We start from the raw sequence: 24895 nt of genomic DNA, 5'->3' as shown, positions 1-24895 counted from the left end.
CTACTCGGCGTTCGGGTCGGCGACTGTGGCCGCGGCAGAAGCCTTCGGCAGCGATCCGACCGGGGCGGTGCGGTTGGTGCGCATGAAATACGCGCGCTTCAGGCTCTCCCACCGGGCGGTGGTGACGGCATTTGCTGAGGTCGACTTGGTGTCGGACACGTGGGCTCTTTCTCTTGACTTGCTTTCACGCGTTCGAGCGGCGTTCGACTGCATGAGGCAGGGCGTCAATCAAACGAAAACGTTGCCGTGATGAACGTGGCGCCACTGTCGGTGGGTTCGGTCACCATCGACCAGCTCGGCTTCCAAATTCAGGAAGTCCGTGCATCCAGCTTAGAACTCGGCACCCACCCAGTTCGGGGGATTTATGGGGTCGAAGGTCCCAATTCCCGGGCTCGTGGAGCCTCTCCGGGCGGCGGACTCAGCGCACGCATAGGTAGAGGGGTCAGACTGTCCGAGGCCCAATCTGACTGGAGACACCTGCGTGCGCACTCTTCCTAGCATTCTCACCCTTACGGCGTTAGCCGCCGTCGCCCTCACCGGATGCGCGTCGTCGCCTGATGCGACGTCGACGCCGACTGCCTCGGCGGCCGCGATCGAGTGCACCGACTCCGGCACCACGTCGGACGCGGTCACCGTTGCCGGCGACCCGGGCGCTGAGCCCACCGTGACGTTCACGAGCCCGCTGGCGGCAAAGACGACCGAGCGCAGCGTGCTCACCGAAGGCACCGGCGAGGCCGTGAAAGAGGGCGACTCCGTCGCCATCGCTTACGCCGCGTACAACGCCACCACCGGAGCCAAGCTCACCGCCGGTGGCTTCGGCGACGACGCCGGCTTGACGGTCAACGTGAGCACCACCCAGACCGCGATCAAGGGCATCCTCAAGGGTGTCGCCTGCTCCAACGTGGGCGACCGCGTTGCCGTGGTCATCACGCCCGACGACGGCTTCGGCGACACCGGCAACACCGACCTGGGTGTGGCCGCCACCGACCAGATGCTCTTCGTGATCGACATCAAGGAGAAGCTGCCCACCCGTGCCACGGGTGAGGACCAGGAGCCCACCGACGGTTTCCCCACCGTGAAGCTCGCCGATGACGGCGCGCCCACCGTGACCATGCCCAAGAGCGACCCGCCCACCGAACTCGCGGTCGAGGTGCTCAAGAAGGGCGACGGCGCGGCCATCACCGACACGTCCACGGTGACCGTGCAGTACAGCGGCCTGATCTGGGATTCCGGCAAGGAGTTCGACACCAGTTGGGACGTCGGACCCACCTCGTTCCCGATCTCGGGCCTGATCACCGGCTTCAGCCAGGGCCTGGTCGGCCAGACCGTGGGTTCGCAGGTCGTCATCGTGATTCCGCCGGGAGAGCTCGGCTATGAGGGCGGCAACGACACGGCCGGCATCAGCGCCACCGACACCCTCGTCTTCGTCGTCGACATCATCGACGCCGCGTAGGCGACGCCCCGCACAATCCCGGCCCCGCCGGCCGAGACCCCGACTGCTTCGAGGACTCGGCCGGCGGGGCTTTTTCTCGGTCGTGCGCGAGCTTGCCCAGCGCCTGCACAGAGTGCCCGGCTATTCTGCTGTGAACCGCTTCCTGCGGTTCCGGACGACGGATCAGTACCCGGACAGCGACAAGACTGGCCACGGGAGTTCTGTCATGTCGTGGATCATTTTGATCGTGTCCGGTGTTCTCGAAGCCGTGTGGGCGACAGCCCTCGGCAAGTCGATGGGCTTCACCAAGCTCTGGCCCACCGTGGTTTTCGCCGGTGCATTGCTACTCAGCATGGCGGGCCTGGCGATGGCGATGCGCACCATCCCCGTCGGAACCGCCTACGCGGTCTGGGTGGGAATCGGTGCGTCGCTCACGGTGCTCTACGCCATGATCTTCGGTGGCGAACCCGCCTCGCTGCTGAAGGTCCTGCTGATCCTGGGCCTGGTCGGCTGCGTCATCGGCCTCAAGCTCGTCGACGGCGGCCACTGACCCGCCGCCCGACGCCCGCTTCGGTGGTCGACCCCGCGACGCCCCCGCTGGTCGAGCCCGTCGAGGACCCGCACGACCCGCTGGTCGAACCCGTCAAAGTCCCGCACGCTCCGCTGGTCGAACCCGTCAAAGTCCCGCACGACCCGCTGGTCGAACCCGTCAAAGTCCCGCACGACCCGCTGATCGAGACCGTCAAGACCCCGCACGACCCGCTGGTCGAGCTTGTCGAGACCCCGCAGAATTCGCTGCTCGAGCTTGTCGAGACCTAGTGCGCCGCCGATGCCAACTTCAGTGCGTGCCGTGCTCGTGCTGCTCGAGCGCGGCGGGGCTTTTGCTGTGTAGTTCGATCAGGCTTTGGCCGGGGTCGACGGTGGCGGGTGGCCTGAGCCAGTAGCGGCCGTGGTGTTCGAGGATTTGCCAGCCTTGGTTGTGCAGTAGTCGGTGGTGGGGGTTGCAGAGCAGGATGCCGAGGCGGATGTCGGTGCGGCCGTCGTCGCGTTTCCAGTGGTCGATGTGGTGGGCTTCGGTTTGGGAGGGTGGTTTGGTGCAGTCTCCCCACATGCAGCCGCCGTCGCGGGCGGCCAGGGCGATGCGTTGCGCCGGGGTGAACAGGCGTTCGTCCCGGCCGACGTCGAGCGGTTGACCGCGGGAGTCGAAGGTGATGTCGACGGTGCCGGAGTCGCAAATCAACCGGTCGAGGGTTTCCTGCGAGACCGGGGCGGGGTTCCCTTCGATGTAGCCGTGCCCGGTGCCATCGGGTAGCGGTACGAGGACGTCGTCCGGGTTCCGCAGCAACTGCAGCGGCGGCCCCAGCGGTGGCACGGGTGACGAGTCGGCCGTCGGCCGGATGGACTGCTGGGTCTCCGGCCGGCCGGTCAGTGGGGCGGCCAGTGGGCTGGTGGGCTGTTCGGTAGCTGACGGGCCGGGCTGCTGGGCGGTGGGCTGCTGGGTTTTGAGGATGCGGACAGCGGGGGTACGCCCGCCGAGCATCCGGTTCGGGTTGACGGTGCTGCCGGCCTTGATCAGGTCGATGAAGCCGTCGGCGGTCACCTGGTCGGTGCTGCGCGGGTCGTCCTGCACGGCTTGCGCCCACGCGGCCCGGTCGGGATCGACGAAGTGCACACCGCCCCGGCGGGGCCCGGTGAGGCTGTCGGCGACGGCGGTGATGTACGCGCCCTGTTCAGGCGGGAAGAGCCCGTTGATGCGCACCTGGCCGGTTTCCAGGGTCCAGATTCGCAGGTACCGGTCTTCCCAGGCTTTCTGTTCCCGCTTGCTGATGCCGGCTTCGTCGAGGCGGTCCCGCATCCGCCGTGCCCGGCGGATCAACTCGTCGATGGTGAGGTTTCGGGCGTCCTCGAGCAGAGTCGTCAGGTTCTCGGCGAGGACGTCGGCGGTGACGACGGTGTCGATATCGCCCAGCCCGGTGCGGATCGCGTGCGCTTGCGCGGCGGAGAGGGTGCCATCAGTGACGGCGTGGGCGATCGGGGTGTGCCACGGCAACGGCACCACCACCACCGGCGCCACGGGCGGAACCGCATCGGCGCTGTCACCGCTGTCACCTCCGTCGCTGTTGTTGTCGTCGAGCAGCCGGCGGGCGGCTTCCGCGTCGGCGTCGGCCTGGGCGGCCCGGGCGGCGGCTTCGGCGGCGTCACTGTCGGCGAGCATCCGGCCCACGTCGATGAGTTTCCGGGCGTCGGCCCGGCTGGCCCCGGTGAGGTCCTGCATCAAATCACCCGGGGTGAGGAAGCCCTGCTGCTTCGCCAGGCCCTTCTGACCCAGCTCGGGGCGGGAGCGTTCCGCGATGGCTTTGGCGACCCACACCGACCGGGTTGTGGTCAGGGTTTGCAGCCGGGTGATTTCGCGTTGCGCGGCGAGCAGGTCCGCGTCGGGGAGGGCGTCGAAGTCGGCGCTGCAGGTGCCCAGCCGAGCGACGGCGCCGGCCGCGGCCACCAGCGCCTCTGCCGACGAATCGGCAGGCGCGAGCGACACTGGCTGGGTGCCGATGTCGAAGGTGTCTGCGATGGTGGACATACAGTGAGAATAGCTCGATGTCGTAGCTTTGTGTGCTGGTTGTGCGAGTTGTGGATAACTTTTTTTGGCTCGGAAAATGCTTCTGGACTGGGTTTTCTTGTGATCGCGATACTAGGTTCGGGTCACGGGGTCTCGACAGGCTCGACCAGCGGGACGGGCGCGACACACAGCCGGGACGCGGGGTCTCGACAAGCTCGACCAGCGGGACGGGCGCGACACATGGGTCGGGTCGCGGGGTCTCGACAGACTCGAGCGGCACCGGGGGCCGGCGGCGGGAGCGTGCTAGCCGCCGAGTCGCAGGGTCACGGCGACGGTGTCGCCCAGTTCGAGACCCTCGCTCTCGCGGAGTGACTTCTTGAGCGGAACGATATAGCCGCCGTCTTTGGGCCAGAGCGACGTCGTGGTCTCGGAGTGGCCGATTCGCACGAGCACCGGGATCATGCCCCAGCCGTAGCTGACTCCGGGCGCGAGCTCGGCGCTGACGGCGCTCTCGTCGGCCGTCACGGTCACAAAATGAAACGGCGACGGCCCGCGCCAGTACCAGATTTCGCCCCGGAACCTGAATTCCATGGCCCTACGATAGCGGCCGCACGGGCGCGGTGGGAGTGACCGCTCAGACCGCGAACGGCGGCCTCTGCAGGTCGTCGCCTTGCGCCTCTGCGGGGTCGGTTCCGATCGAGACGATCTGGTTCTGCGCATCCACGTGCACGACGGTGGGCACGTATGCCCGCGCCTTCTTGGTGCCCATCTGGGCGTAGGAGATGATGATCACGAGGTCACCCTCGTGCGCCATCCGGGCGGCGGCGCCGTTGACGCCGATCACGCCGCTGCCGCGCTCGCCCGCGATCAGGTAGGTCTCGAACCGCGCGCCGTTGTTCACGTTCACGATGCTGGCCAACTCGCCGGGCAGCAGATCGGCGGCATCGAGCAGGTCGAGGTCGACGGTGAGCGACCCCACGTAGTGCAGGGCGGAGTGCGTCACGGTGGCGCGGTGGATCTTGGACTTGAACATGGTGCGTCGCATGTGCGCGGGGGCCTTTCGAGGATCAACCTGTTCGACGATACGCGCCCGCTGTCGGGAGGGCGAACCGGCACTGGCCGAACTGTCAGTGGGTCGAACTAGAGTCGATCGGATGCCGAACACTCCAGACGCTTCGACCACCGTTACCGTTCTCCCCGACCTTCACCCGGGCGCCGACGGCTTCGTGCGCGTGCGCGGCGCGCGCGAGAACAACCTGCGCGACGTGAACGTAGACGTGCCACGCGACGCCATTGTCGCCTTCACCGGGGTGTCCGGCTCCGGCAAGTCGTCCCTGGCCTTCGGCACTATCTTCGCCGAGGCGCAGCGCCGATTCTTCGAATCGGTGGCGCCGTACGCCCGCCGGCTGATCCAGCAGGGCCACACCCCACACGTGGATCTCATCACCGGGCTGCCCCCGGCCGTGGCCCTGCAGCAGCGCCGCGGCGCGCCCAGTTCGCGCTCCACGGTGGGCACCGTCACCACCCTGTCCAACTCGATGCGGATGCTCTACTCCCGCGCCGGCACGTATCCCGAAGGCTCCGACCTCCGCCTGGATTCCGACTCGTTCTCGCCGAACACGGCCATGGGAGCATGCCCAGAGTGCCACGGGCTGGGCATCTCGCACACGGTCACCGAAGCCCTGCTGGTGCCCGACGCAAGCCTCAGCATCCGCGACGGCGCCATCGCCGCCTGGCCGGGCGCCTGGCAGGGCAAGAACCTGCGCGACATCACGGCCGTGCTCGGCCACGACATCGACCTGCCCTGGTCGCAGCTCAGCCGCGAGGCCCGCGACTGGCTCCTCTATACCGAGGAACAGCCGGTGGTGGAGGTCACCCCGCAGCGCGACCGGGTGGCGAAGCCGTACAAGGGCCGGTTCTGGAGTGCGAAGAGCTTCGTGATGCACACCCTGGCCGACTCCAAGAGCGCCCAGATGCGCAACCGGGTGCTGGAATTCGTGGAGACCGGCCCGTGCCGGCTCTGCGGCGGCAGCGGGCTCAAGGCCGACGCCCTGGCGGTGCTCTTCGCGGGCCGGCCGATCAACGAACTCAACGCCCTGCCGCTGAGCGAACTCGCCGAGGTGCTGCGGCCCACCGCCGAGCTCACCGGGGCTGCCGGGTCGCACCGTTCCGCTCAGTCGGGCGAGATCACCGAGGTGGCCGTCACCCTGGCCGGCGACCTGGTGCGCCGGCTCGCCGTGCTGGTCGACCTGGGCCTGGGTTACCTCAGCCTTAACCGCGCCACCCCCACCCTCTCCCCCGGCGAGATGCAGCGCCTGCGCATCGCCACCCAGCTGCGCGCCGGCCTGTTCGGCGTGATCTACGTGCTCGACGAGCCCTCCGCCGGCCTGCACCCCGCCGACGCCGAACCGCTGCTGGTGGTGCTCGAACAGCTCAAGGCATCCGGCAACTCGGTCTTCGTTGTCGAACACAATATGGATGTGGTGCGCCGCGCCGACTGGCTCGTCGACGTGGGCCCGCGCGCCGGCGACGGCGGCGGCGAGGTGCTCTACAGCGGCCCGGTCGCCGGGCTGGCCGAGGTGCCCACCTCCGTCACCCGCGACTACCTCTTCCCGGTCGCGTCCGGCGTCGTGCCCGCCAAGCGCGAAACCGACCTGTGGCTGGGCCTGGCCGGCGTCACCCGGCACAACCTGGTGAATCTCGACGTGCGGGTGCCGCTGGGCGTGCTGACCGCGGTCACCGGCGTCTCCGGCTCGGGCAAGTCCACTCTGGTAAGCCGGGTGCTGGCGGATGCCGTTGGCCGGGAACTGCGCCAGGGCCCGGCCGACCCCGCGCCGGTCGACGCCGACACCGCCGAAGACGACACCCCAGACGACGACACCGGGGCCACCCTCGTCGACGGCGTCACGGGCGCAGGCGCGATCGACCGGTTGGTGCGGGTGGACCAGAAGCCCATCGGCCGCACCCCGCGCTCCAACCTGGCCACCTACACCGGACTGTTCGACGCCGTGCGCTCCACCTTCGCGGCGACGGATGCGGCCAGGGCCGCCGGCTTCGGCGCCGGCCGGTTCTCCTTCAACGTGGCCGGCGGCCGCTGCGACACCTGCCTGGGCGAGGGCTTCGTGGCCGTGGAGCTGCTCTTCCTGCCGGGCAGCTATGCGCCCTGCCCGGCCTGCGGCGGGTCCCGCTACAACGCCGAGACCCTCGCGGTGCTGTACCGGGGCAAGAACGTGGCCGAGGTGCTCGGCCTTACCGTCGACGCGGCGGCGGAGTTCCTCGCCGACGTGCCCAGCGCATCCCGCAGCCTGGAGACCCTGCGCGAGGTGGGCCTCGGCTACCTGCGACTGGGTCAGCCCGCCACCGAGCTCTCCGGCGGGGAGGCGCAACGGATCAAGCTGGCCACCGAGCTGCAGCGCGCCCGCCGCGGCCACACCCTCTACCTGCTCGACGAACCCACCACCGGCCTGCACCCGGCCGACGTGGAGCTGCTGATGACCCAGCTCGGCCGGCTCGTCGACGCCGGGAACACCGTGGTCGTGGTGGAGCACGACATGGACGTCGTGGCCTCCGCCGATTGGGTGATCGACCTGGGCCCGGCCGGCGGAACCGCAGGCGGGCGGATCGTGGCCGAGGGCACCCCGGCGACGGTCGCGGCGCATCCGCACAGCCGCACGGCGCCCTACCTCCGCGCACGCTTGGAGCTAGCTGTGTAAAGAGCTCTCCCCCGGTCAAAAGGGACTTTGGTCCCCATTCCGGATTCGACCCCGATTCTAAGCTGAGCCGGGAGTTGAGAAAATGAAGCGCAGCACGCTGTTCCGCAAGTCAACCGCGGCACCGCTCGGCACGAGCCGGCAGGACGACTTCGCCTACCTGCAACCCGGCGAGATCTACCTCGACGCCGCCTGCCAGAGCCTGCGCCCACAGCCCGTCGTCGACGCCCTCACCGACTACTACACCAGCTACAACGCCTGTGGTGGCCGGGTGAAATACGCCTGGGGCCAGAAGGTGGATGCCCAGGTGGCCGACACCCGCAAGGCCGTCCTCGGGCTGCTCGGGCTCTCTGCCCGCACCTATGCCACCTCCTTCACCCTCAACACCACCTACGGCCTCAACCTGCTGCTGCAGCAACTGCCGCTGGGTCGTTTCGACCGCGTGGTGACCAGCCACATCGAGCACAACTCGGTGTTCCTGCCCACCATCACCGCCGCCCGCCGGCTGGGGGTGCCACGCCTGGTGCTGGATCGCGCCGCCGACGGCGCCCTGCTCTACGAACCCGCCCAACTCGAGAAGGCCGTGGTGGTGGTCAACGCCGCCTCCAACGTCGACGGCCGCCAGCTCGTGAACCTCACCGACCTCGTGCGCGACACCCACGCCCGCGGCGGCATCGTCATCATCGACGCGGCCCAGGCGATGGGCCACGGCCGCGCGTTGCTGCAGAAGACCGAGGCGGATGCGGTCTGCTTCTCCGCCCACAAGATGTACGGCGCCAGCCTCGGCGTCGTCGTGGCCCGGCACGACCTGCTCGCCTCGCTCGAACTCAGCTTCGTGGGCGGCGGCATGGTGCAGGATGTGCGCGAAGAGGACTTCGACCTCGTGCAGGGCGACCCGGGGGCGCTGCTCGAACCGGGCCTGCAAGCCTGGGGCGAGATCATCGCGCTCGGCCGCGCCATCCAATGGCTCGGTGACACCCGGCCCGGCGGCCTGGCCCCATCCGACCACCTGTCGGCGCTCTCGACCCGGCTCTACGACGGCCTGGCCGAGATTCCCGGGCTCACGCTGCTGAACAACACCCCCAGCCCGGTGATCAGCGCCTACGCCGCCGCGCAGGACGCGCACCGGCTGGCGGTGTTCCTCTCGCACTCCCAGATCATGGTGCGCAGCGGCTACTTCTGCGCCCACCACTACCTCAAGGAACAGCTGGACCTGCCCCCGCTGCTGCGTTTCTCCCTCGGCCTGCACTCGACCGCGTCGGACATCGACTCGGCCACGCAAGCACTCGCCCGGCTGCTGAAAGGCCTCTCCTAAGTGTTCTGTATCGCCGCATTCATCGTCCTGGTCGTCATGGCCGCCTTCTCGGCCCGCTACCGCCGCTACGTCGGCAAGGCCTGGAACTGCGTCTGGCGCCGGGTCACCTTCCGGCCCTGCGACACGACGTTCAAACAAGACGTGAAGGACCACATCCTGGCCCCGATCGCGGCCCGGCGGCCCAGCCTGGTCAAGCCCGCCAGCATCACCCTCGAGGTGCTCGCTGTACTCGTGATCCTCACCACCATCTGGTCGGGCTACACGGTGGTCAAGAGCGCGGTCAACCTCTACGTCTACGGCACCTGCAACAAGCAGGACTCGGCATCCTGCACCCTCGGCGCCGAGGCCTGCTCGATCCCGGATGAGACGCCCGGCTTCATGGAATCACTCGGCGCGTTCGACGTGATCGGCGCCTTCGGCAACGAGTTCGCCAGCCTGGGCGAGACCTTCGCGGCCATCCCGGCCCGGTTCCAGACCTGGACCGCCGACGACTACCTGCCCGCCAACGCCAGCTACCTCACCGAGGATGCCGCCAACCCCACCGCCGTCGAGGTCATCGACCCGGGTTGCACCTTCTGCCGGGCGCTGTTCCAGAACATCGAGGAATCCGGCTTCGAATCCACCCACAACCTCACGTACATCGCCTACCCGATCAAGGGCACCGACGGCTACAAGTTCCCCAACTCCATGCTGGTGACGCAGTACCTCGAGGCACTGCGACTGCACCCGCTGGAGGGTGCTGACACCCCGGTGGACTGGGAGGTCCTCAAGCGCATCTTCACCGAGAAGGCGGAAACCGGGCTGCCCTGGCAGGACACCATCAACTCGATGGATGCCGCCGAAGCCACCGCGACGCTGACCAGCTGGCTGGACGAGTTCGGCCTGTCCGCCGATCAGATCGACGTGGTCGTGGCCGAGGCGGGCTCCGACACCGTCGCCGACATCATCGCCGCCAACAAGGTGATCGTCGAAGACAAGGTCGACACCATCAAAATCCCCACCATCATCTTCGACGGCCGCCGCCACGACGGTCTGGTCTCGGTCGACGGTCTGCAGTAGCCCGCCCGGCGCCGCTGGTCGAGCTTGTCCCTCTGGTCGAGCTGTCCCGCTGGTCGAGCTTGTCGAGACCTGGCAACCCGATCTCAGGAACGAAGCCCGCGTCGGACGCGCGCCTCACGAGGTCTCGACAAGCTCGACCGCCGGTGCATGGCGGTGCGCCCCCTCGGCGACCTAGCTCGGAGTGGGGGCGGTACCGGTCGACTCGGCTACGAACTCGTTCAGGGTCGCCTCGATGGTGGCGTAGGCCCAGCGGTAGGCCGCATCCTCATCGCCCTGCACCAGCGCGAGCGCCAGGTCGTTGTGCCGGTGCGCGGATGCCGGGGTGTAGTCGGTGATCGTGAAGCGCTTCTCCTGCTCGCGGGTGCGAAGCAGGGCGGCCACAGTGCTCGCGAAGTGCCCCATCACGGCGTTGCCCGAGCCCTGCAGAATCAGGGTGTGGAAGTCGACGTCGGCTTCGAGGTAGCGCCGGCCGTCATGCGCCCGGTCGGCGTCGACCATGACCGCGGCAGCCGTGGCCACCGCGGCGCGCTGCTCCGCTGTCATCAGGCGGGCGCTCAACCGGGCCGCCACCGGCTCGATGCCCAGGCGCAGCTCGAGCATCTCGCGCATCTGGGCGAAGTAATCACCGCGGCCACGCCACGAGATGATCTGGGGGCTGAACAGGTCCCAGGAGTGCCGGGCCAGCACCTGGGTGCCCACCCGCTGACGCGGCTCCACCATGCCCAGCGACTGCAGCACCCGTAGGGCTTCGCGCAGCACCGACCGCGAGACGGCGAACTCGTCGGCGAGCCGGTCGAGGTTGAGAATGTCGCCGGGGGCGTACCGGGAATCGACGATCTGCAGGCCGAGGGCATTCACCACGCGGGCGTGCAGGCCCCGGTCACTCCGGGTGTCCTCGCCCATACCCGCCATAGCCATTCCCTCGCTCCATCCGATGCGGTGTGCGCGCATCCGTTCGCGCCCTCCTGCCGCGGTCCCAATCGGATTTCTTGACCCGGTGGCACCACTATGTAACACTTTATAAATCTGATTAATCAGATTAATCAGATCACGTGTTCCTTCCTTCACTATGCCGCATTGCGAGCTGGTAGACAGACGCGTGCTCACCACATGACGATGAGGTCGCAGGGACGCGGCCTCGGAACGGATTCGAGATGAATGTGACCCGTGCGATTCAGGCGGTGGAACCGGTGGTTCCCGCCGGCAGCACCCTGCAACTCATCCTCGCGGCGATTATCGGCGTTGCCGTGATCATCGTGCTCATCACCTGGCTGAAGGTGCACCCGTTCCTGGCTCTGTCCATCGGCGCCGTGGGTGTGGGCATCGGTGCGGGCATGACGCCGAACGACGCCGTCGTGAGTTTCGGGGCCGGCTTCGGTTCCACCATGGCCGGCGTGGGCGTGCTCGTGGGCTTCGGCGCCATGTTCGGCAAGCTGCTGGCCGATTCCGGCGGAGCGGACCGCATCGTCGACGCCCTGGTGAGCCGGTCGAGCGTGCGGACCCTGCCGTGGACCATGGCGCTCATCGGTGGCCTCATCGGCCTGCCGATGTTCTTCGAGGTCGGCCTGGTGCTGCTCATCCCGGTGATCATCCTCGTGGCCCGCCGCAGCGGCCAGTCGCTCATCCGCATCGCCATCCCGGCGTTGGCCGGCCTGTCGGTCATGCACGGCCTGGTGCCGCCGCACCCCGGCCCGCTCGTGGCCGTCACCACCCTGAACGCCAACCTCGGCCTCACCCTGGCGATCGGCGTGCTCATCGCCATCCCCACCGTGATCATCGCCGGCCCGCTGTTCAGCAAGCTGGCCAGCCGCTGGGTCAAGGTTCCCGTTCCCGAGATGTTCATCACCGCCGCCGACCAGGGTCTCGACGAGAACGTCAAGCGCCCGAGCTTCCTCGCCACGGTGTCCGGCATCCTGCTGCCCGTCGTGCTGATGCTGGCGCGCTCGATCGCCGACGCGATCAACCCCAACTCCACCGACCCGCTGAACGCGGCGCTGGACTTCCTCGGTACTCCGATGATCGCGCTGGGCATCGCCGTGATCTACGCCATGATCGTCTTCGGCCGCGGCGGCGGCATGGACCGCGCCGCCGTCTCGAAGTCGCTCTCCGATTCACTGCCGCCCATCGCCGGCATCCTGCTCATTGTCGGCGCCGGCGGTGGCTTCAAGCAGGTGCTCATCGACACCGGCATCGGCACGGTCATCGCCGACGCCGTGAACGGCTCGAGCATCTCGGTGCTGGTGCTGGCCTGGGTCGTCGCCGCGCTCGTGCGCGTCGCCACCGGTTCGGCGACCGTCGCCACCGTCACGGCCGCCGGCATCCTCGCACCGGTCGCGGCCAGCCTGGGCGCGACGGATGTCTCGCTCATGGTTCTGGCCATCGGCGCCGGGTCGCTGTTCCTCTCACACGTCAACGACGCGGGCTTCTGGTTGGTGAAGGAGTACCTCGGCACCGACGTGCCGCAGACGCTGAAGACCTGGACCGTGATGGAATGCCTCATCTCGGTGACCGGCCTGGCCGGCGTGCTGCTCCTGAACGTGGTGATCTGATGATCGCGACGCAGCAACCCGTTCTCGTGATCATGGGGGTGTCCGGCTCGGGCAAGTCCACCGTGGCGGGCATCCTGGCCGGCCAGCTCGGCTGGGACCTCGAAGAGGGCGACGACCTGCACCCGCAGGAGAACATCGACAAGATGTCCTCCGGCGAGGCGCTCAACGACGAGGACCGGGCCCCCTGGCTCGACACCATCTCATCGTGGATAATCGAGCACACCATGGCGGGCGTGCCCGGCATCATCACCTGCTCGGCGCTCAAGCGCCGCTACCGCGACGTGCTGCGCGAGCAGAACGTGATCTTCGTGCACCTCACCGGCACAAAAGACCTGATCGGGCGGCGCTTGGCCACCCGCAGCGACCACTACATGCCGCCGGCGTTGCTGGACTCGCAGGTGGCCACGCTCGAACCGCCGGAGGCCGACGAGAACGCCATCACCATCGACGCCGGCCGGAAGCCCGCCGAGGAGGCCGCCGAGATCGTGCGCCTCCTGGGCCTCACTCCCAGCCCCGGCTCGTCGGCCCTGGGCGCCCCCACCCCCGGCCGGTCCTCGGTCGCCCGCCCCGCGGTCTGACGCAGGGCCCTCGCAGCGCGGCGCCCGCGTCACCTCTGCCGAAACTGTTCCCGATGCGGACAATTGCGCCCGGCACGCCGGCCGCAGAAGTCCGCACCGGGAACAGTTGTCTGCGCGGGTGTCGGTCAGGCGAGGGCGGGGTGACCGGCGGGTAGGGCGTGCCGCTGGCCAGCGGCGTGGAGCTTGATGTTCTTGGCCTCCCAGTCGCCCAGCGCCTGGCGCATCGGGCCGAGCGCTCGGGCCTCGGGGCACTTCGCGGCGGACTTGCCGCATCCGCAGTGCTGCGGGTCGGCCGGCTTCACCCGGTGCAACCGGTCGATCTGCCAGAGCACAGCCATCGCGGCATCCGTGCGGCGCTGGCCCAGCTCGGCCTTGCGCTCGGCGCGCTTGAGCACCTCGGTCTCGAGCAGGCCGCGCAGGCCCGCGTCGGGGCCGCGGTCGAACCGGCCGGCCACGATGCCGGTGAGGTCGGCGACCTGGGCGGCGAGCGCCGCGATCTCGGCGTCGCGCGCAGCGATGGTGGCCGTGGTGCTGATGCTGAGCTCGTGCAGGGTCTGCTGCTGGGCGGCGAACTGGCCGAGCCAGAGCTGGATGTGGTCGGTGTCGCGCTGCTCGGCCTTGTCCGGCCCCAGGTGGCGCAGGCAATGCATGCACACCACCTGGTCGGTCGCCGAGGTGAAGTGGAACGGCTGCAACGACTGGCAGCAGAAGCACTGCGCCAGCACGTTCACATACAGCGGATACGAGTGGGCCACGGGCTCTCCAGTGTCGAGGTGCTGCTCAGAGCCTAGCCGGGCCCTCCCGCCACACCCTTCGCGAGGGCGGACTTATGGTCACCACAGCGCAACGAGGCAGCCACACCCCCGCTCTCGCGGATGCAGCATCTCGCGAAAGCGGGGTTGTGATCACCACAGCGCAGCGAGGTAGCCACAGGGCCGCTCTCGCGAACCAACCCCATCCGCTCGCGGAGCCCCTCACCTCGCGGATTCCCTCAGCTCGCGAAAGCGGAGTTGCGGTCACCACAGCGCAGCGAGGCGGCCACAGGGCCGCTCTCGCGGGTCGTGTGACCGGTCAGTGCAGGCCGGCCCGCTGGGCGAGGCCGCGCACGTAGGAGGCCTGGCCGGCGTGCTGCAGGTCGTCGTTGATCACGCTGATCAGCCGCACGGCCAGGGTCACCGCCGGGGTCCAGCGGGTGTCGACGACGCGGCCGTAGTCAGCTTCGGTGAGGGTGTCGAGGTAGTCGAGGGTGCGCTCGTGCACGGCGTCGAAGTAGCCGAGCAACAGGTCGGCGCCCACCTTCACGGCGGCCACGTCGCCGGCGCTCTGGCCGTAGCCGGTAGCGGATGCGGCGAACGGCAGGTCGAAGCGCTTGTGCCAGCCCGCCGTCGTCCAGAGCTGCGGGCCGTCCATCAAGCCGGCGATGTGGTCGTCCTGCACGCGGGTGAGGTGCCAGACCAGCCAGGCGATGGTGTTGGCCTGCGGGTCGGCCCGGTACTCCAGCAGCTCGGGTCCGGCGCCGAGCAGGCTGGCGTGCACACTGTCGTGCACCCGGCTGAAGGCGTCGCGCATCAGGTCGGTCGAGAGCATCCGGGGTCCTCCTGTGGGTCATGCGACCGGCACGGTCCGGCCTCTCCTCCCACCGTAGCCCGGCGGGGCGGCGCCCCGGGAGCCGCGCGGGTGCGGCGCCGGTTCGCGGGTGGCGCGCCACGGGCGGAGCGGCGCCTGACCCGCGTTTCGCGGATCCGCTGCTGGCCGAGAGGCAGTGGGAGCCAGAGTGTCTCGCATGCGAGACACGAGGTGCCCGAAAGGCACTGCGCGGATGCCCCGACTGGAGTCAGATGGAACCATGCAGCCCCTCGACACCATCCTCCCCGGCACCGGCACTCCCTCCGGCCTCCCCGCCAGCACCGACACCGCCCGCACCGCCAACGTCAGCACCGACGGAGTGACCGCCACCGCACCCGTCACCGTGGGCACCGGGCCGGTCTCGGTCGCCGATGTCGTCAACGTGGCCCGCCACGACGCCCCGGTGGTCATCGGCGACGACGCCCGCGCGGCCGTGTCGGCGAGCCGGGCCACCATCGAGGTGCTCGCCACCGACGCGGCGCCGCACTACGGCATCTCCACCGGCTTCGGCGCCCTGGCCACCACCTTCATCAACGCCGCCGACCGCACCCGGTTGCAGCAGAGCCTGGTGCGCTCGCACGCGGCCGGCTCCGGCGCCGAGGTGGAACGGGAGACGGTGCGCGCCCTGATGCTGCTGCGCCTGTCGACCCTGCTCACCGGCCGCACCGGCATCCGGCTGTCGACGGCCGAGGCCTACGCCGGCCTACTCAACGCCGGCATCACCCCGATCGTGCGCGAATACGGCTCGCTCGGCTGCTCCGGCGACCTGGCCCCGCTGGCCCACTGCGCCCTGGCCCTGCTGGGCGAAGGCACGGTGCGCGACCACACCGGCACCGAGATGCCCGCCGCCGACGCCCTCGCCGCGGCCGGCCTCGAACCCGTGCTGCTGGCCGAGAAAGAGGGCCTGGCCCTCATCAACGGCACCGACGGCATGCTCGGCCAGCTCAGCCTGGCCCTGCACGACCTGCACACCCTGCTCGCCAGCGCCGACATCGCCGCGGCAATGAGCATCGAGGCCCTGCTCGGCACGGATGCCGTCTTCGCCGCCGACCTCGCGAGCCTGCGCCCGCAACTCGGCCAGCAGGCCTCCGCCACGAACCTGCGCCACCTGCTCGCCGACTCCTCCATCGTGGCCAGCCACAAGGGGCCGGAGTGCACCCGGGTGCAGGACGCCTACTCGCTGCGCTGCGCCCCACAGGTGCACGGTGCCGCCCGCGACACCGTCGACCACGCCGGCCGCATCGCCGACCGCGAACTGGCCAGCGCCATCGACAACCCCGTCGTCACCATCGACGGCCGGGTCGAGTCCAACGGCAACTTCCACGGCGCCCCGGTTGCCTACGTGCTCGACTTCCTCGCCATCGCCGTGGCCGACGTGGCCAGCATGTCCGAGCGCCGCACCGACCGGATGCTCGACCCGGCCCGCAACAACGGCCTGCCCGCCTTCCTTGCCCACGACGTGGGGGTCGACTCCGGCCTGATGATCGCCCAGTACACCGCCGCCGGCATCGTCTCCGAGCTCAAGCGCCTCGCCGTGCCCGCCTCGGTCGACTCCATCCCCTCCTCGGCCATGCAGGAAGACCACGTGTCGATGGGCTGGCACGCCGCCCGCAAGCTACGCACCGGCATCGACGGGCTCGCCCGGGTGCTCGGCATCGAGGTCATGACCGCGAGCCGCGCCCTCGACCTGCGCGCCCCCCTCCTGCCCGGTCCCGCCACCGGCGCCGTGCTCGCCGAGGTACGCCGCGACGTCGCCGGCCCCGGCCCCGACCGGTTCCTCTCCCCTGAGATCGAGTCGGTCGCTGCCTCCGTGCGGAGCGGCGCCGTGCTCGCCGCCGCCCAGAGCGCCACCGGCGACCTGTACTGAACCGTCACTCCCTTCAGCTCTCGAGAAAGCAGACCCCGCTCATGCCCGACCTGACCGAGACCAGCCCCGCCGACTCCGCGGTGACGGATGCACCCGCCATCGACGCGCATCCGCCCCGCGTCGTGCGCGCCGCCCGCGGCACCACCCTCACCGCCAAGAGCTGGCAGACCGAGGGCCCGCTGCGGATGCTGATGAACAACCTCGACCCTGAGGTGGCCGAGCACCCGGAGAAGCTCGTGGTCTATGGCGGCACCGGCAAGGCCGCCCGCAACTGGGAGGCGTACGACGCGATCGTGCGCACCCTCACCACGCTCGAGAAGGATGAGACCCTGCTCGTGCAGTCCGGCAAGCCCGTCGGTGTGTTCCGCACCCACGAGTGGGCGCCGCGGGTGCTGATCGCCAACTCCAACCTGGTTGGCGACTGGGCCACCTGGCCGGAGTTCCGCAAACTCGAAGCCCTCGGCCTCACAATGTACGGCCAGATGACCGCCGGCTCCTGGATCTACATCGGCACCCAGGGCATCCTGCAGGGCACCTACGAGACCTTCGCCGCCGTGGCCGCGAAGAGGTTCGGCGGCACCCTGGCCGGCACCCTCACCCTCACCGGCGGCGCCGGCGGCATGGGCGGCGCCCAACCGATGGCAGTCACCCTCAACGAGGGTGTTGTGCTGATCGTCGACGTCGACCCGTCCCGGCTGCAGCGCCGGGTGGAGCGCGGTTACCTCGATGAGATGACCGACGACATCGACGACGCGATCGCCCGGGTGCTCGCCGCCAAGGCTGAACGCCGGCCGCTCTCGGTAGGTCTGGTCGGCAACGCCGCCACCGTCTTCCCCGAACTGCGTGCCCGCAACGTGCCAATCGACATCGTCACCGACCAGACCAGCGCCCACGACCCGCTCGCTTACCTGCCCGAGGGCGTCACTGTCGCCGACTGGCACGCCTACGCGGCCGATAAGCCGGAGGAGTTCACCGACCGGGCCCGGGCCGCCATGGCCAAGCAGGTGCAGGCCATGGTCGACTTCCAGGATGCCGGCGCCGAGGTCTTCGACTACGGCAACTCCATCCGCGCCGAGGCACTGCTCGGCGGCTGCGAGCGGGCATTCGACTTCCCCGGTTTCGTGCCCGCCTACATCCGCCCGCTCTTCGCCGAGGGCAAGGGTCCGTTCCGCTGGGCCGCGCTCTCCGGCGACCCGGCCGACATTGCGGCCACCGATAAGGCCATCGTCGAGCTCTTCCCGCACGACGAGCACCTGCGCCGCTGGATCACCGCGGCCGGTGAAAAGGTGCAGTTCGAGGGCCTGCCCGCCCGCATCTGCTGGCTCGGCTACCAGGAACGCCACCTGGCGGGCCTGAAGTTCAATGAAATGGTCGCCTCCGGCGAGCTCACCGCCCCGATCGTGATCGGCCGCGACCACCTCGACTCCGGCTCGGTGGCCTCGCCCTACCGCGAGACCGAGGGCATGAAGGACGGCTCCGACGCCATCGCCGACTGGCCGCTGCTGAACGCGCTGCTGAACACCGCCTCCGGCGCCACCTGGGTCTCGATCCACCACGGCGGCGGGGTCGGCATCGGCCGCAGCATCCACGCCGGCCAGGTGATCGTGGCCGACGGCACGCCGCTGGCGGCCGAGAAGATCGCCCGGGTGCTCACCAACGACCCCGGCACCGGCGTGATGCGGCACGTCGACGCCGGCTACGAACGCGCCGAAGAGGTCGCTCGCGAGCGCGGTCTGCGGGTGCCGATGTGGGAGACGGATGCGCCGGCACCGGCCGCCGCTGCCGCCACGGATGCGCCGGATGCCTGACCTCGTCGCCCACGGCCTGCTCGCGGGCCTGGACGAGATCGCCGGCACCGGCCGCGACCTGCGCGCCGGCGGCTACTCCCGGCACCTCTGGCAGGGCGCCGACCTCGAGCTGCGCGCGTGGTTCACCGAACGTGCCGAACGGCTCGGCCTCGCGGTCGAGGTCGACCGGAACGGCAACACCTGGGCCTGGTGGGGCGCTCCGGGACCGGGCGCCGTTGTCGTCGGCAGCCACCTCGACTCCGTTCCCGGCGGCGGCGCCTACGACGGGCCACTGGGCGTGGTCTCCGCCCTCGACGCCGTCGCCCGGTTGCAGGCGGCCGGCTTCGTGCCTACGCGCCCCTGCGCGGTGCTGGTCTTCGCCGAGGAGGAGGGCTCTCGTTTCGGTGTGGCCTGCCTGGGCTCCCGGCTGCTCTCCGGCGCCATCGACGCAGACGCCGCCCGCCGACTCACCGACCGGGCCGGCATCACCCTCGCCGAGGCCGCCGTCACCGCCGGACTGGACCCGGCACACCTCGGCCGCGACCAGGACGCCATCGACCGCATCGGCATATTCCTGGAACTGCATGTGGAGCAGGGCCGCGGTCTGATCGACCTGGGCGAGCCCCTCGCGGTGGCCTCGTCGATTCTCGCCCACGGCCGCTGGCGGTTGAGCTTCACCGGCCAGGGCAATCACGCCGGCGCCACCCTGATGACCGACCGCCGCGACCCGATGGTCGCCGCCGCGCACGCCATCGTCGCCGTGCAGCAGGCCGCCCTGGCCAGCCCCGGCGCCCGCGCCACGGTCGGACGGATCGAGGCGGTGCCCGGCGGCACCAATGTCATCCCCTCCGCCGTGCACGCCTGGCTCGACGCCCGCGCCGAGACCGACGTCCAGGCCCGCGCCGTCGTGGCCGACATCACCGCCCGGCTGCAAGCCCCGCACGCCGGCTGCTCTGCCACCGTGGTCGAGGAGTCCTGGACCAGCACCGTCGCCTTCGATGCCGAGCTCGCGGCCCGGCTCGCCCTGGTGCTCGGCGGCATCCCCGCGTTGCCCACCGGCGCCGGCCACGATGCCGGGGTGCTCGCCTCCCGCGTGCCCACCGCAATGCTGTTCGTGCGCAACCCCACCGGCATCTCGCACTCGCCCGACGAGTTCGCCACCCTCGAGGACTGCCTCGCCGGCGTCGAGGCGCTGGATACCCTGCTGCGGGAGCTGCTGTGAGCCACGTGACCTACTGGTGCGAGACCCTCCTGGCCGACGGCGCGGCCGTCTCCGGGGTTCGGCTCACGGTCGGCGAGTCCGGCCGGATCGAGCGCCGCGACGACGAGGTAGCGGCCGAGCCCGGCGACATCCGGCTGGGCACCGTGCTGCCCGGCCTGGCGAACGCGCACTCGCACGCGTTCCACCGGGCGCTTCGCGGGCGCACCCACGACGACGGCGGTGACTTCTGGCAGTGGCGCGAGTCGATGTATGCCGCCGCCGGTACCCTCGACCCCGAGCTCTACCGGCAGCTCGCCCGGGCGGTCTTCGCTGAGATGCTGGTCAGCGGCTACACCGCGGTCGGTGAATTCCACTACCTGCACCACCGGGCCGACGGCACACCATATCCGCAGCCACACGCCATGGAACTCGCCCTGGCCGACGCCGCCCGTGAGGTGGGCATCCGCCTGGTGCTGCTCGACACCAGCTATCTGGCCGGCGGCATCCACCGATCGTTGCTGCCGGAGCAGCTGCGCTTCGGCGACGGGTCCGCCGCCGGCTGGCTCGACCGCTGGTCCGCCCTGCGCAGCGTGCTCGAGACGGATGCGCCCGGCGCGCCCCTCGTCACCCTCGGCGCGGCCCTCCATTCGCTGCGGGCCGTTCCGTTGGAAGCCATGCGGGAGATCCTGGCGGGCCTGCCGGCCGAGCTTCCCCTGCACATCCACCTCTCCGAGCAACCGCAGGAGAACGCCGACTGTCTGGCCGCGTATGGCGTGACTCCGACCGCCGTGTTGGCCGGGCTCGGGGCGCTCGACCCGCGGCTGAGCGTGGTGCACGCCACCCACCTCATTGACGACGACCTGGCGCTTCTCGGCCAGGCGGGCGTCACCGTGGTGATGTGCCCCACCACTGAGGCCGACCTCGGCGATGGGATCGGCCCGGCCCGTGCCCTCGCGGACGCGGGAGCACCGATCGCGCTGGGCTCCGACCAGAACGCCGTCGTCGACCCCTTCCTGGAGATGCGCGGCCTGGAGATGGGTGAACGGCTCGCCTCCGGCGGCCGCGGCCGGTTCAGCCCGGCCCAGCTACTGCTCGCGGCGAGCACACACGGATACAGATCGCTCGGTCTCGGCCAGACGCTGCTCACGGCGGGCGACCCGGCCGACCTGGTTGAAGTGGATGCGGCCAGCATCCGCACCCTGGGCGCGCGCCCGGAGCAGCTCGTGCTCGCCGCCACCGCCACCGATGTGCAGCGCGTGATCGTGGCCGGCCGGATCGTGGCCGACCGGGGCCGGCTGGTCGGCAGCATAGCGGCGGCCGGCACCCTCGACGGCTCCCCCGCGCACCTCCTCCGCGACGCCCTCACTGCCCTGGACGCCGCATCCTACGGAAAGGCCATCCGATGACCGCCGAACTGATCACCGGAATCAGCGAACTCACCACCCAGGCCGCCGAGTTCGCTCACGATGACGACAGGCTCACGGATGCCGCGCTCGTGATCGAGAACGGACGCATCAGCTGGATCGGCGCGGCCGCCGACGCCCCCGCCACCGACACCGCCGTGGACGTGGGCGGCCGGGCGGTTCTGCCGGGCTGGGTGGACACACACACCCACCTCGTCTTCGCCGGTGACCGCGCCGCCGAATTCGAAGCGCGCATGGCCGGACAGAAGTATGCCGCTGGCGGCATAGCCACCACCATGGCGGCCACCCGGGCCGCGAGCACGGCCGACCTGATCGGCAACGCCCGCCGGCTGCGACGGGAAGCCGAAGCATCCGGCACCACGTTCCTCGAGACCAAGACCGGCTACGGCCTCGACCTGACCAGTGAACTCCGTTCCGCCCGGGCGGCCGCGGAGGTCGCCGACGTCGTCACCTTCCTCGGTGCGCACGTCGTTCCGCCGGGCCTGGATCGACGCGAGTACCTCGACCTGGTCACCGGACCGATGCTCGCCGCCGTCACCCCGCACGTGGACTTCATCGACGCATTCTGCGAGACCGGGGCGTTCGACGTGGAGGAGAGCCGCGAGGTGCTCCTCGCCGGCCGCGCCGCCGGGTTGGGTCTCCGCCTGCACGGCAACCAGCTGGGCTTCAGCGGCGGGGTGCAGCTGGCGGTGGAGCTCGGCTGCGCCAGCGTCGACCACTGCAACCACCTCCAGCCCGCCGACATCGACGCCCTCGCCGGCTCCGACACCGTCGCCACCCTGCTGCCGGCGTGCGACCTGTCCACTCGCGAGCCGTTCCCGCCTGCCAGAGCCCTGCTCGACGCCGGCGCGCACATCGCTCTGGCCAGCAACTGCAACCCCGGCACCTCCTACACCGGCTCGATGCCGTTCTGCGTGGCCACGGCCGTGCTGCAGATGGGCCTCACCGTGCGGGAGGCGGTGTGGGCGGCCACCCGCGGCGCCGCCCGGGCCGTCGGCCGAGAGCACGGGCCGGATGCGGTGGGCTCACTCACGATCGGGGGTCGCGCCGACCTGCAGGTGCTGGACGCCCCGTCGGTGGCCCACCTGGCCTACCGGCCGGGCGTGCAGCTCTGCCTGGCCACCTGGACCGAAGGGGTGAGGGCCGCCCGCCTCCGCCCGACGTTCTGAGACCCGCCCGAGTCACGCGTCGGCGAGGCTGCTCTGGTCCCAGGCCGGCCAACCGTGCCGGCCCAGTGCCTCCCGGGCCAACGCCCGGGCGGAATACGGCGTGCGTACGCCCCTGATATCCCGGTAGTCCTGATGCCCGGGGCCGGCCCAGAGAATGGCGTCGCCCTCCCGGGCCAGGTCGACGGCGTAGTCGATCGCGGCCTCCGGCGGTGACACCTCCACGATCTGCATGCCGGGGTATGCCTTGCGGGCGGGTTCCACCAGCATCCGCCGGATGCTGGCCGGGTCCTCGAACCGCGGATGGTGGTCGGTGATGACCACGATGTCGGAACCGGCCGCCGCTACCCGCGCCATCTCGGCGCGCTTGTGCGGGTCGCGGTCGCCGTCGGCGCCGAAGAGCATGATCACCCGGCCCTCGGTCACCGCTCTCACGGCGCGAAGGGTCTTCTCGAACGCGTCGGAGCTGTGGCCGAAGTCCACGTACACCCGGGGGCCGTCGGGCCCGGAGACGCACTCGGTGCGGCCGGGGATGTAAACCTCGATGCCGGAGCCGATCGCGGCCTGCACCTGCTCCGCCGGGTAACCGGCGGTGACGATCATCGCGATCGCAAGCCCGGCATCCGCCACGAGGTGCTCACCCAGCAGGGCGACGCTGCTCTCGACCGCTTCACCGGCTCGGTTCGTCACCCGGAATCGGGTGCCAGAAGGGTCCGCCCCCAGGATCTCCAGCCGCCAGTCCGGCTCGGTGTCAGCGTCGGCCGAGATCGACTGCACGGGGATGCGCTGCTCGGCCAGCAGCCGGCCACCCCAGGTCGTCTCCAGGCTGACGACGCCGGCGCGGGCGCGCTCGGGGCTGAACAGGATCTCCTTGGCATCGAAGTAGTTCTCCATCGTGCCGTAGTCGTCGAGGTGGTCGATGCTGAGGTTGGTGAAGCCGACGCAGTCGAAGACGATGCCGTCGACCCGCCCATGAGTGAGTCCCTGGGCGCTGACCTCGAGCACGACCGCCTGCACGTTCTCTTCCCGCATCCGCGCGAGCAGGGCGTGCACATCGGTGGCCTCCGGGGTGGTCAACCGCGAAACGAACACCTCGCCGTTGATGTGGCGTTCCGCTGTGGTCGAGAGTCCGGTGGCCAGGCCCATCTGGCGCAGAACCGCCTCGAGTACGTGGGCTGTGGTGGTCTTGCCGTTGGTGCCGGTGATGCCGAACAGCTTGGGGCTGTGCTCTGCGGTGCCGTAGATGAAGGCGCTGAGGTCGCCGAGCCGCTGCCGCAGCCGGTCGCTGACGATGATCGGTGCGCCGGCGGCTCGCGCGGCGGCCTCGCCGTCCACATCGGTCAGTACGGCCACCGCACCGGCCGCGACAGCCCGGTCGGCGTAGTCAGCACCGTGGCCCCGAGCGCCGGGAAGCGCCACGAACAGGTCCCCCGGCTGCACCGACTGCGTGGACACCGCGATGCCGGTCACGACAACTGAATCAGCATCGCTGCCGGGGCGGGCATCCGCGCGCCGGGCGACCTGCGCCAGGGTCACGGCGGGCGGGTGGTGCGGACGCACTACCGGGGGGATGCTTTCGCTGGTCATGGCTGGATCCTTCATTTGGTGCAGAGCGGGCTGAAGAAACCGTATGCGGCAGATCTATGCAAAATGCCGAGAATGAGCCGCGCGAGGCATCCTCATGTTGAACTCATATGTGGCGGCAATATAGCCGTAACGTCTGCCGCCGACTAGGGCGAGGTCAGCTCAGGATGTCTTTGGTGGCGAACCGGCCGTACGCGAGAGCCCCGAAAATCAGCAGGTAGCCGCCCTGCAGCAGGGCGTTCGCGCCGAACGAACTGGCGTCGATCGGCTGGCGCAACAGGTCGGCGAAATCGAGCCAATAGTGGCTGAACAGCCACGGATGCAGCCAGTCCAGTTGCGGCAGCGAGTCGAGCACCTGTGCCACCACCGAGAGCACGATGGTGGCGGCCATGGCACCGACGGGCACCACCGTGAGGGTGGAGAAGAACAGGCCGATGGCCGAGAGGCCGAGTAGCGACACGGTGACGTAGCCGGCGATGAGCAGGGCGCGCCCGAACGATTCGGCCAGGCTGATCGTGTCGCCGGAGAGCAGGGTGAGCGGGCCTACCGGGAAGAGCGCGAGCCCGGCCAGCACCCCCGCCGTGACGACGGTGACGGTGGCCGCCAGGCAGAACACCGCGGCGCCGACGTACTTCACCACGAGCAGCCAGACCCGGCCGGCCGGGGCCACGAGCAGGTAGCGCAGGGTGCCCAGCCCGGCCTCACCGGCAATGGTGTCGCCGGCGACGACCCCCACGGTGAGCGGCAGGAAGAGCGGGATCGAGACGATCAGTCCGGTCACGGCCACGAAGAGCCCGTTCTGGGTGACCTGGTCGAGGAAGGGCGGCCCGCGGCCGGGTTGCGGGGTGCTGGCGGAGAGCCGTACCGCCACGGCGATGAGCACGGGCACGGCGGCGAGCGCGAGCAGCAGCGCCCAGGTGCGGCGGCGGCGGAACAGCACGGTCAGCTCGGAGACGAGCAGCGCCCAGGCGCCGCCGGGCCGGGCGGCACGTGTCTCGATCTGCGCCGCGGCCGAAAGGTCGGATGATGCGGTTGCC

Annotated in this window: 22 protein-coding genes and 1 riboswitch; of the genes, 13 read left to right on the top strand and 9 right to left on the bottom strand. The window is 70.1% G+C overall.

All coding sequences use genetic code 11. From position 1 onward, the window contains the following. Entirely contained in the window at positions 1-159 is a 159-nt protein-coding gene (locus CTB96_RS20455) for a hypothetical protein (protein ID WP_181397144.1), read from the bottom strand. A 322-nt stretch (positions 160-481) separates the two neighbouring features. Between CTB96_RS20455 and CTB96_RS05325 the strand changes: the two genes are divergently transcribed. The 3 genes from CTB96_RS05325 (at position 482) to CTB96_RS05315 (ending at position 2251) form a co-directional block, all read left to right on the top strand. After that, complete coding sequence (locus tag CTB96_RS05325; protein WP_110125817.1) at positions 482-1453, top strand: FKBP-type peptidyl-prolyl cis-trans isomerase; 972 nt, start codon at positions 482-484, stop codon at positions 1451-1453. Between the two features lie 129 nt (positions 1454-1582). Then, a riboswitch (guanidine-III (ykkC-III) riboswitch) is annotated at positions 1583-1647 on the top strand. Positions 1648-1658: 11 nt separating this feature from the next. Continuing rightward, positions 1659-1982 (top strand): DMT family transporter, encoded by a 324-nt coding sequence (locus tag CTB96_RS05320; RefSeq protein WP_110125816.1) that lies wholly within the window; start codon positions 1659-1661, stop codon positions 1980-1982. A gap of 23 nt (positions 1983-2005) precedes the next feature. Next, positions 2006-2251: a hypothetical protein gene (locus CTB96_RS05315; protein ID WP_110125815.1), complete on the top strand. Its 246-nt coding sequence runs from the start codon at positions 2006-2008 to the stop codon at positions 2249-2251. A gap of 19 nt (positions 2252-2270) precedes the next feature. On the opposite strand, the gene CTB96_RS05310 is transcribed toward CTB96_RS05315, so the two are convergent. The 3 genes from CTB96_RS05310 to panD all read right to left on the bottom strand — a co-directional run bounded on the left by CTB96_RS05310 (position 2271) and on the right by panD (position 5037). Further along, entirely contained in the window at positions 2271-4013 is a 1743-nt protein-coding gene (locus CTB96_RS05310; RefSeq protein ID WP_110125814.1) for an HNH endonuclease signature motif containing protein, read from the bottom strand. A gap of 282 nt (positions 4014-4295) precedes the next feature. Next, positions 4296-4583, bottom strand: a complete 288-nt coding sequence (locus CTB96_RS05305; RefSeq protein ID WP_110125813.1) for a DUF1905 domain-containing protein — start codon at positions 4581-4583, stop codon at positions 4296-4298. Between the two features lie 43 nt (positions 4584-4626). Further along, a complete protein-coding gene (gene panD / locus CTB96_RS05300; protein ID WP_110125812.1) occupies positions 4627-5037 on the bottom strand; it encodes an aspartate 1-decarboxylase in 411 nt (136 codons plus the stop codon). Positions 5038-5146: 109 nt separating this feature from the next. Between panD and CTB96_RS05295 the strand changes: the two genes are divergently transcribed. From CTB96_RS05295 to CTB96_RS05285, 3 genes are all read left to right on the top strand, one after another. After that, positions 5147-7705 (top strand): excinuclease ABC subunit UvrA, encoded by a 2559-nt coding sequence (locus CTB96_RS05295; protein WP_110125811.1) that lies wholly within the window; start codon positions 5147-5149, stop codon positions 7703-7705. Between the two features lie 82 nt (positions 7706-7787). After that, positions 7788-9017, top strand: coding sequence for an aminotransferase class V-fold PLP-dependent enzyme (locus tag CTB96_RS05290; RefSeq protein ID WP_110125810.1), 1230 nt, complete (start codon positions 7788-7790; stop codon positions 9015-9017). After that, complete coding sequence (locus tag CTB96_RS05285) at positions 9018-10076, top strand: DsbA family protein (RefSeq protein WP_110125809.1); 1059 nt, start codon at positions 9018-9020, stop codon at positions 10074-10076. 171 nt (positions 10077-10247) lie between these two features. On the opposite strand, the gene CTB96_RS05280 is transcribed toward CTB96_RS05285, so the two are convergent. Next, positions 10248-10994 carry a FadR/GntR family transcriptional regulator gene (locus tag CTB96_RS05280; protein ID WP_181397143.1) on the bottom strand — a complete coding sequence of 249 codons (747 nt, stop codon included), beginning with the start codon at positions 10992-10994 and terminating at the stop codon, positions 10248-10250. A gap of 236 nt (positions 10995-11230) precedes the next feature. Here CTB96_RS05280 and CTB96_RS05275 point away from each other — a divergent pair, with 236 nt between their 5' ends. Both CTB96_RS05275 and CTB96_RS05270 read left to right on the top strand, forming a co-directional pair. Next, positions 11231-12625, top strand: a complete 1395-nt coding sequence (locus tag CTB96_RS05275) for a GntP family permease (RefSeq protein WP_110125807.1) — start codon at positions 11231-11233, stop codon at positions 12623-12625. Next, a complete protein-coding gene (locus tag CTB96_RS05270) occupies positions 12625-13203 on the top strand; it encodes a gluconokinase (protein ID WP_110125806.1) in 579 nt (192 codons plus the stop codon). The genes CTB96_RS05275 and CTB96_RS05270 overlap by 1 nt, the downstream gene beginning before the upstream one ends. Before the next feature lie 125 nt (positions 13204-13328). Here the strand turns inward: CTB96_RS05270 and CTB96_RS05265 are convergent, their stop codons facing one another. Beyond that, positions 13329-13958 (bottom strand): hypothetical protein, encoded by a 630-nt coding sequence (locus CTB96_RS05265; RefSeq protein WP_110125805.1) that lies wholly within the window; start codon positions 13956-13958, stop codon positions 13329-13331. A 316-nt stretch (positions 13959-14274) separates the two neighbouring features. Beyond that, entirely contained in the window at positions 14275-14790 is a 516-nt protein-coding gene (locus CTB96_RS05260; protein ID WP_110125804.1) for a mycothiol transferase, read from the bottom strand. A 259-nt stretch (positions 14791-15049) separates the two neighbouring features. Here CTB96_RS05260 and hutH point away from each other — a divergent pair, with 259 nt between their 5' ends. From hutH to hutI, 5 genes are read left to right on the top strand one after another with little or no spacing between them, the layout of a single operon-like run. Next, positions 15050-16696, top strand: coding sequence for a histidine ammonia-lyase (gene hutH, locus CTB96_RS05255; protein ID WP_110125803.1), 1647 nt, complete (start codon positions 15050-15052; stop codon positions 16694-16696). Between the two features lie 41 nt (positions 16697-16737). Then, entirely contained in the window at positions 16738-18504 is a 1767-nt protein-coding gene (gene hutU / locus CTB96_RS05250) for a urocanate hydratase (RefSeq protein ID WP_110125802.1), read from the top strand. After that, a complete protein-coding gene (locus CTB96_RS05245; RefSeq protein ID WP_110125958.1) occupies positions 18497-19705 on the top strand; it encodes an allantoate amidohydrolase in 1209 nt (402 codons plus the stop codon). The genes hutU and CTB96_RS05245 overlap by 8 nt, the downstream gene beginning before the upstream one ends. After that, a complete protein-coding gene (locus CTB96_RS05240) occupies positions 19702-21090 on the top strand; it encodes a formimidoylglutamate deiminase (RefSeq protein ID WP_248283224.1) in 1389 nt (462 codons plus the stop codon). Before CTB96_RS05245 ends, CTB96_RS05240 begins: the two co-directional genes overlap by 4 nt. Further along, positions 21087-22277 carry an imidazolonepropionase gene (gene hutI, locus CTB96_RS05235; RefSeq protein ID WP_110125801.1) on the top strand — a complete coding sequence of 397 codons (1191 nt, stop codon included), beginning with the start codon at positions 21087-21089 and terminating at the stop codon, positions 22275-22277. The genes CTB96_RS05240 and hutI overlap by 4 nt, the downstream gene beginning before the upstream one ends. A 12-nt stretch (positions 22278-22289) precedes the next feature. Here hutI and CTB96_RS05230 read toward each other — a convergent pair whose 3' ends face one another. Together CTB96_RS05230 and CTB96_RS05225 are read right to left on the bottom strand one after the other, a co-directional pair. Next, positions 22290-23861, bottom strand: coding sequence for a Mur ligase family protein (locus CTB96_RS05230; protein ID WP_110125800.1), 1572 nt, complete (start codon positions 23859-23861; stop codon positions 22290-22292). Positions 23862-24015: 154 nt separating this feature from the next. After that, positions 24016-24858: an ABC transporter permease gene (locus CTB96_RS05225; protein WP_110125956.1), complete on the bottom strand. Its 843-nt coding sequence runs from the start codon at positions 24856-24858 to the stop codon at positions 24016-24018. Positions 24859-24895 lie beyond the last annotated feature (37 nt).

Origin of the sequence: Cryobacterium arcticum (assembly GCF_003185895.1) — a bacterium.
In the GTDB taxonomy this organism is placed as follows: Bacteria; Actinomycetota; Actinomycetes; order Actinomycetales; family Microbacteriaceae; genus Cryobacterium; species Cryobacterium arcticum.
The sequence above is the reverse complement of the archived record's forward strand: the minus strand, read 5'-3'. Positions and strand labels throughout refer to the sequence as shown.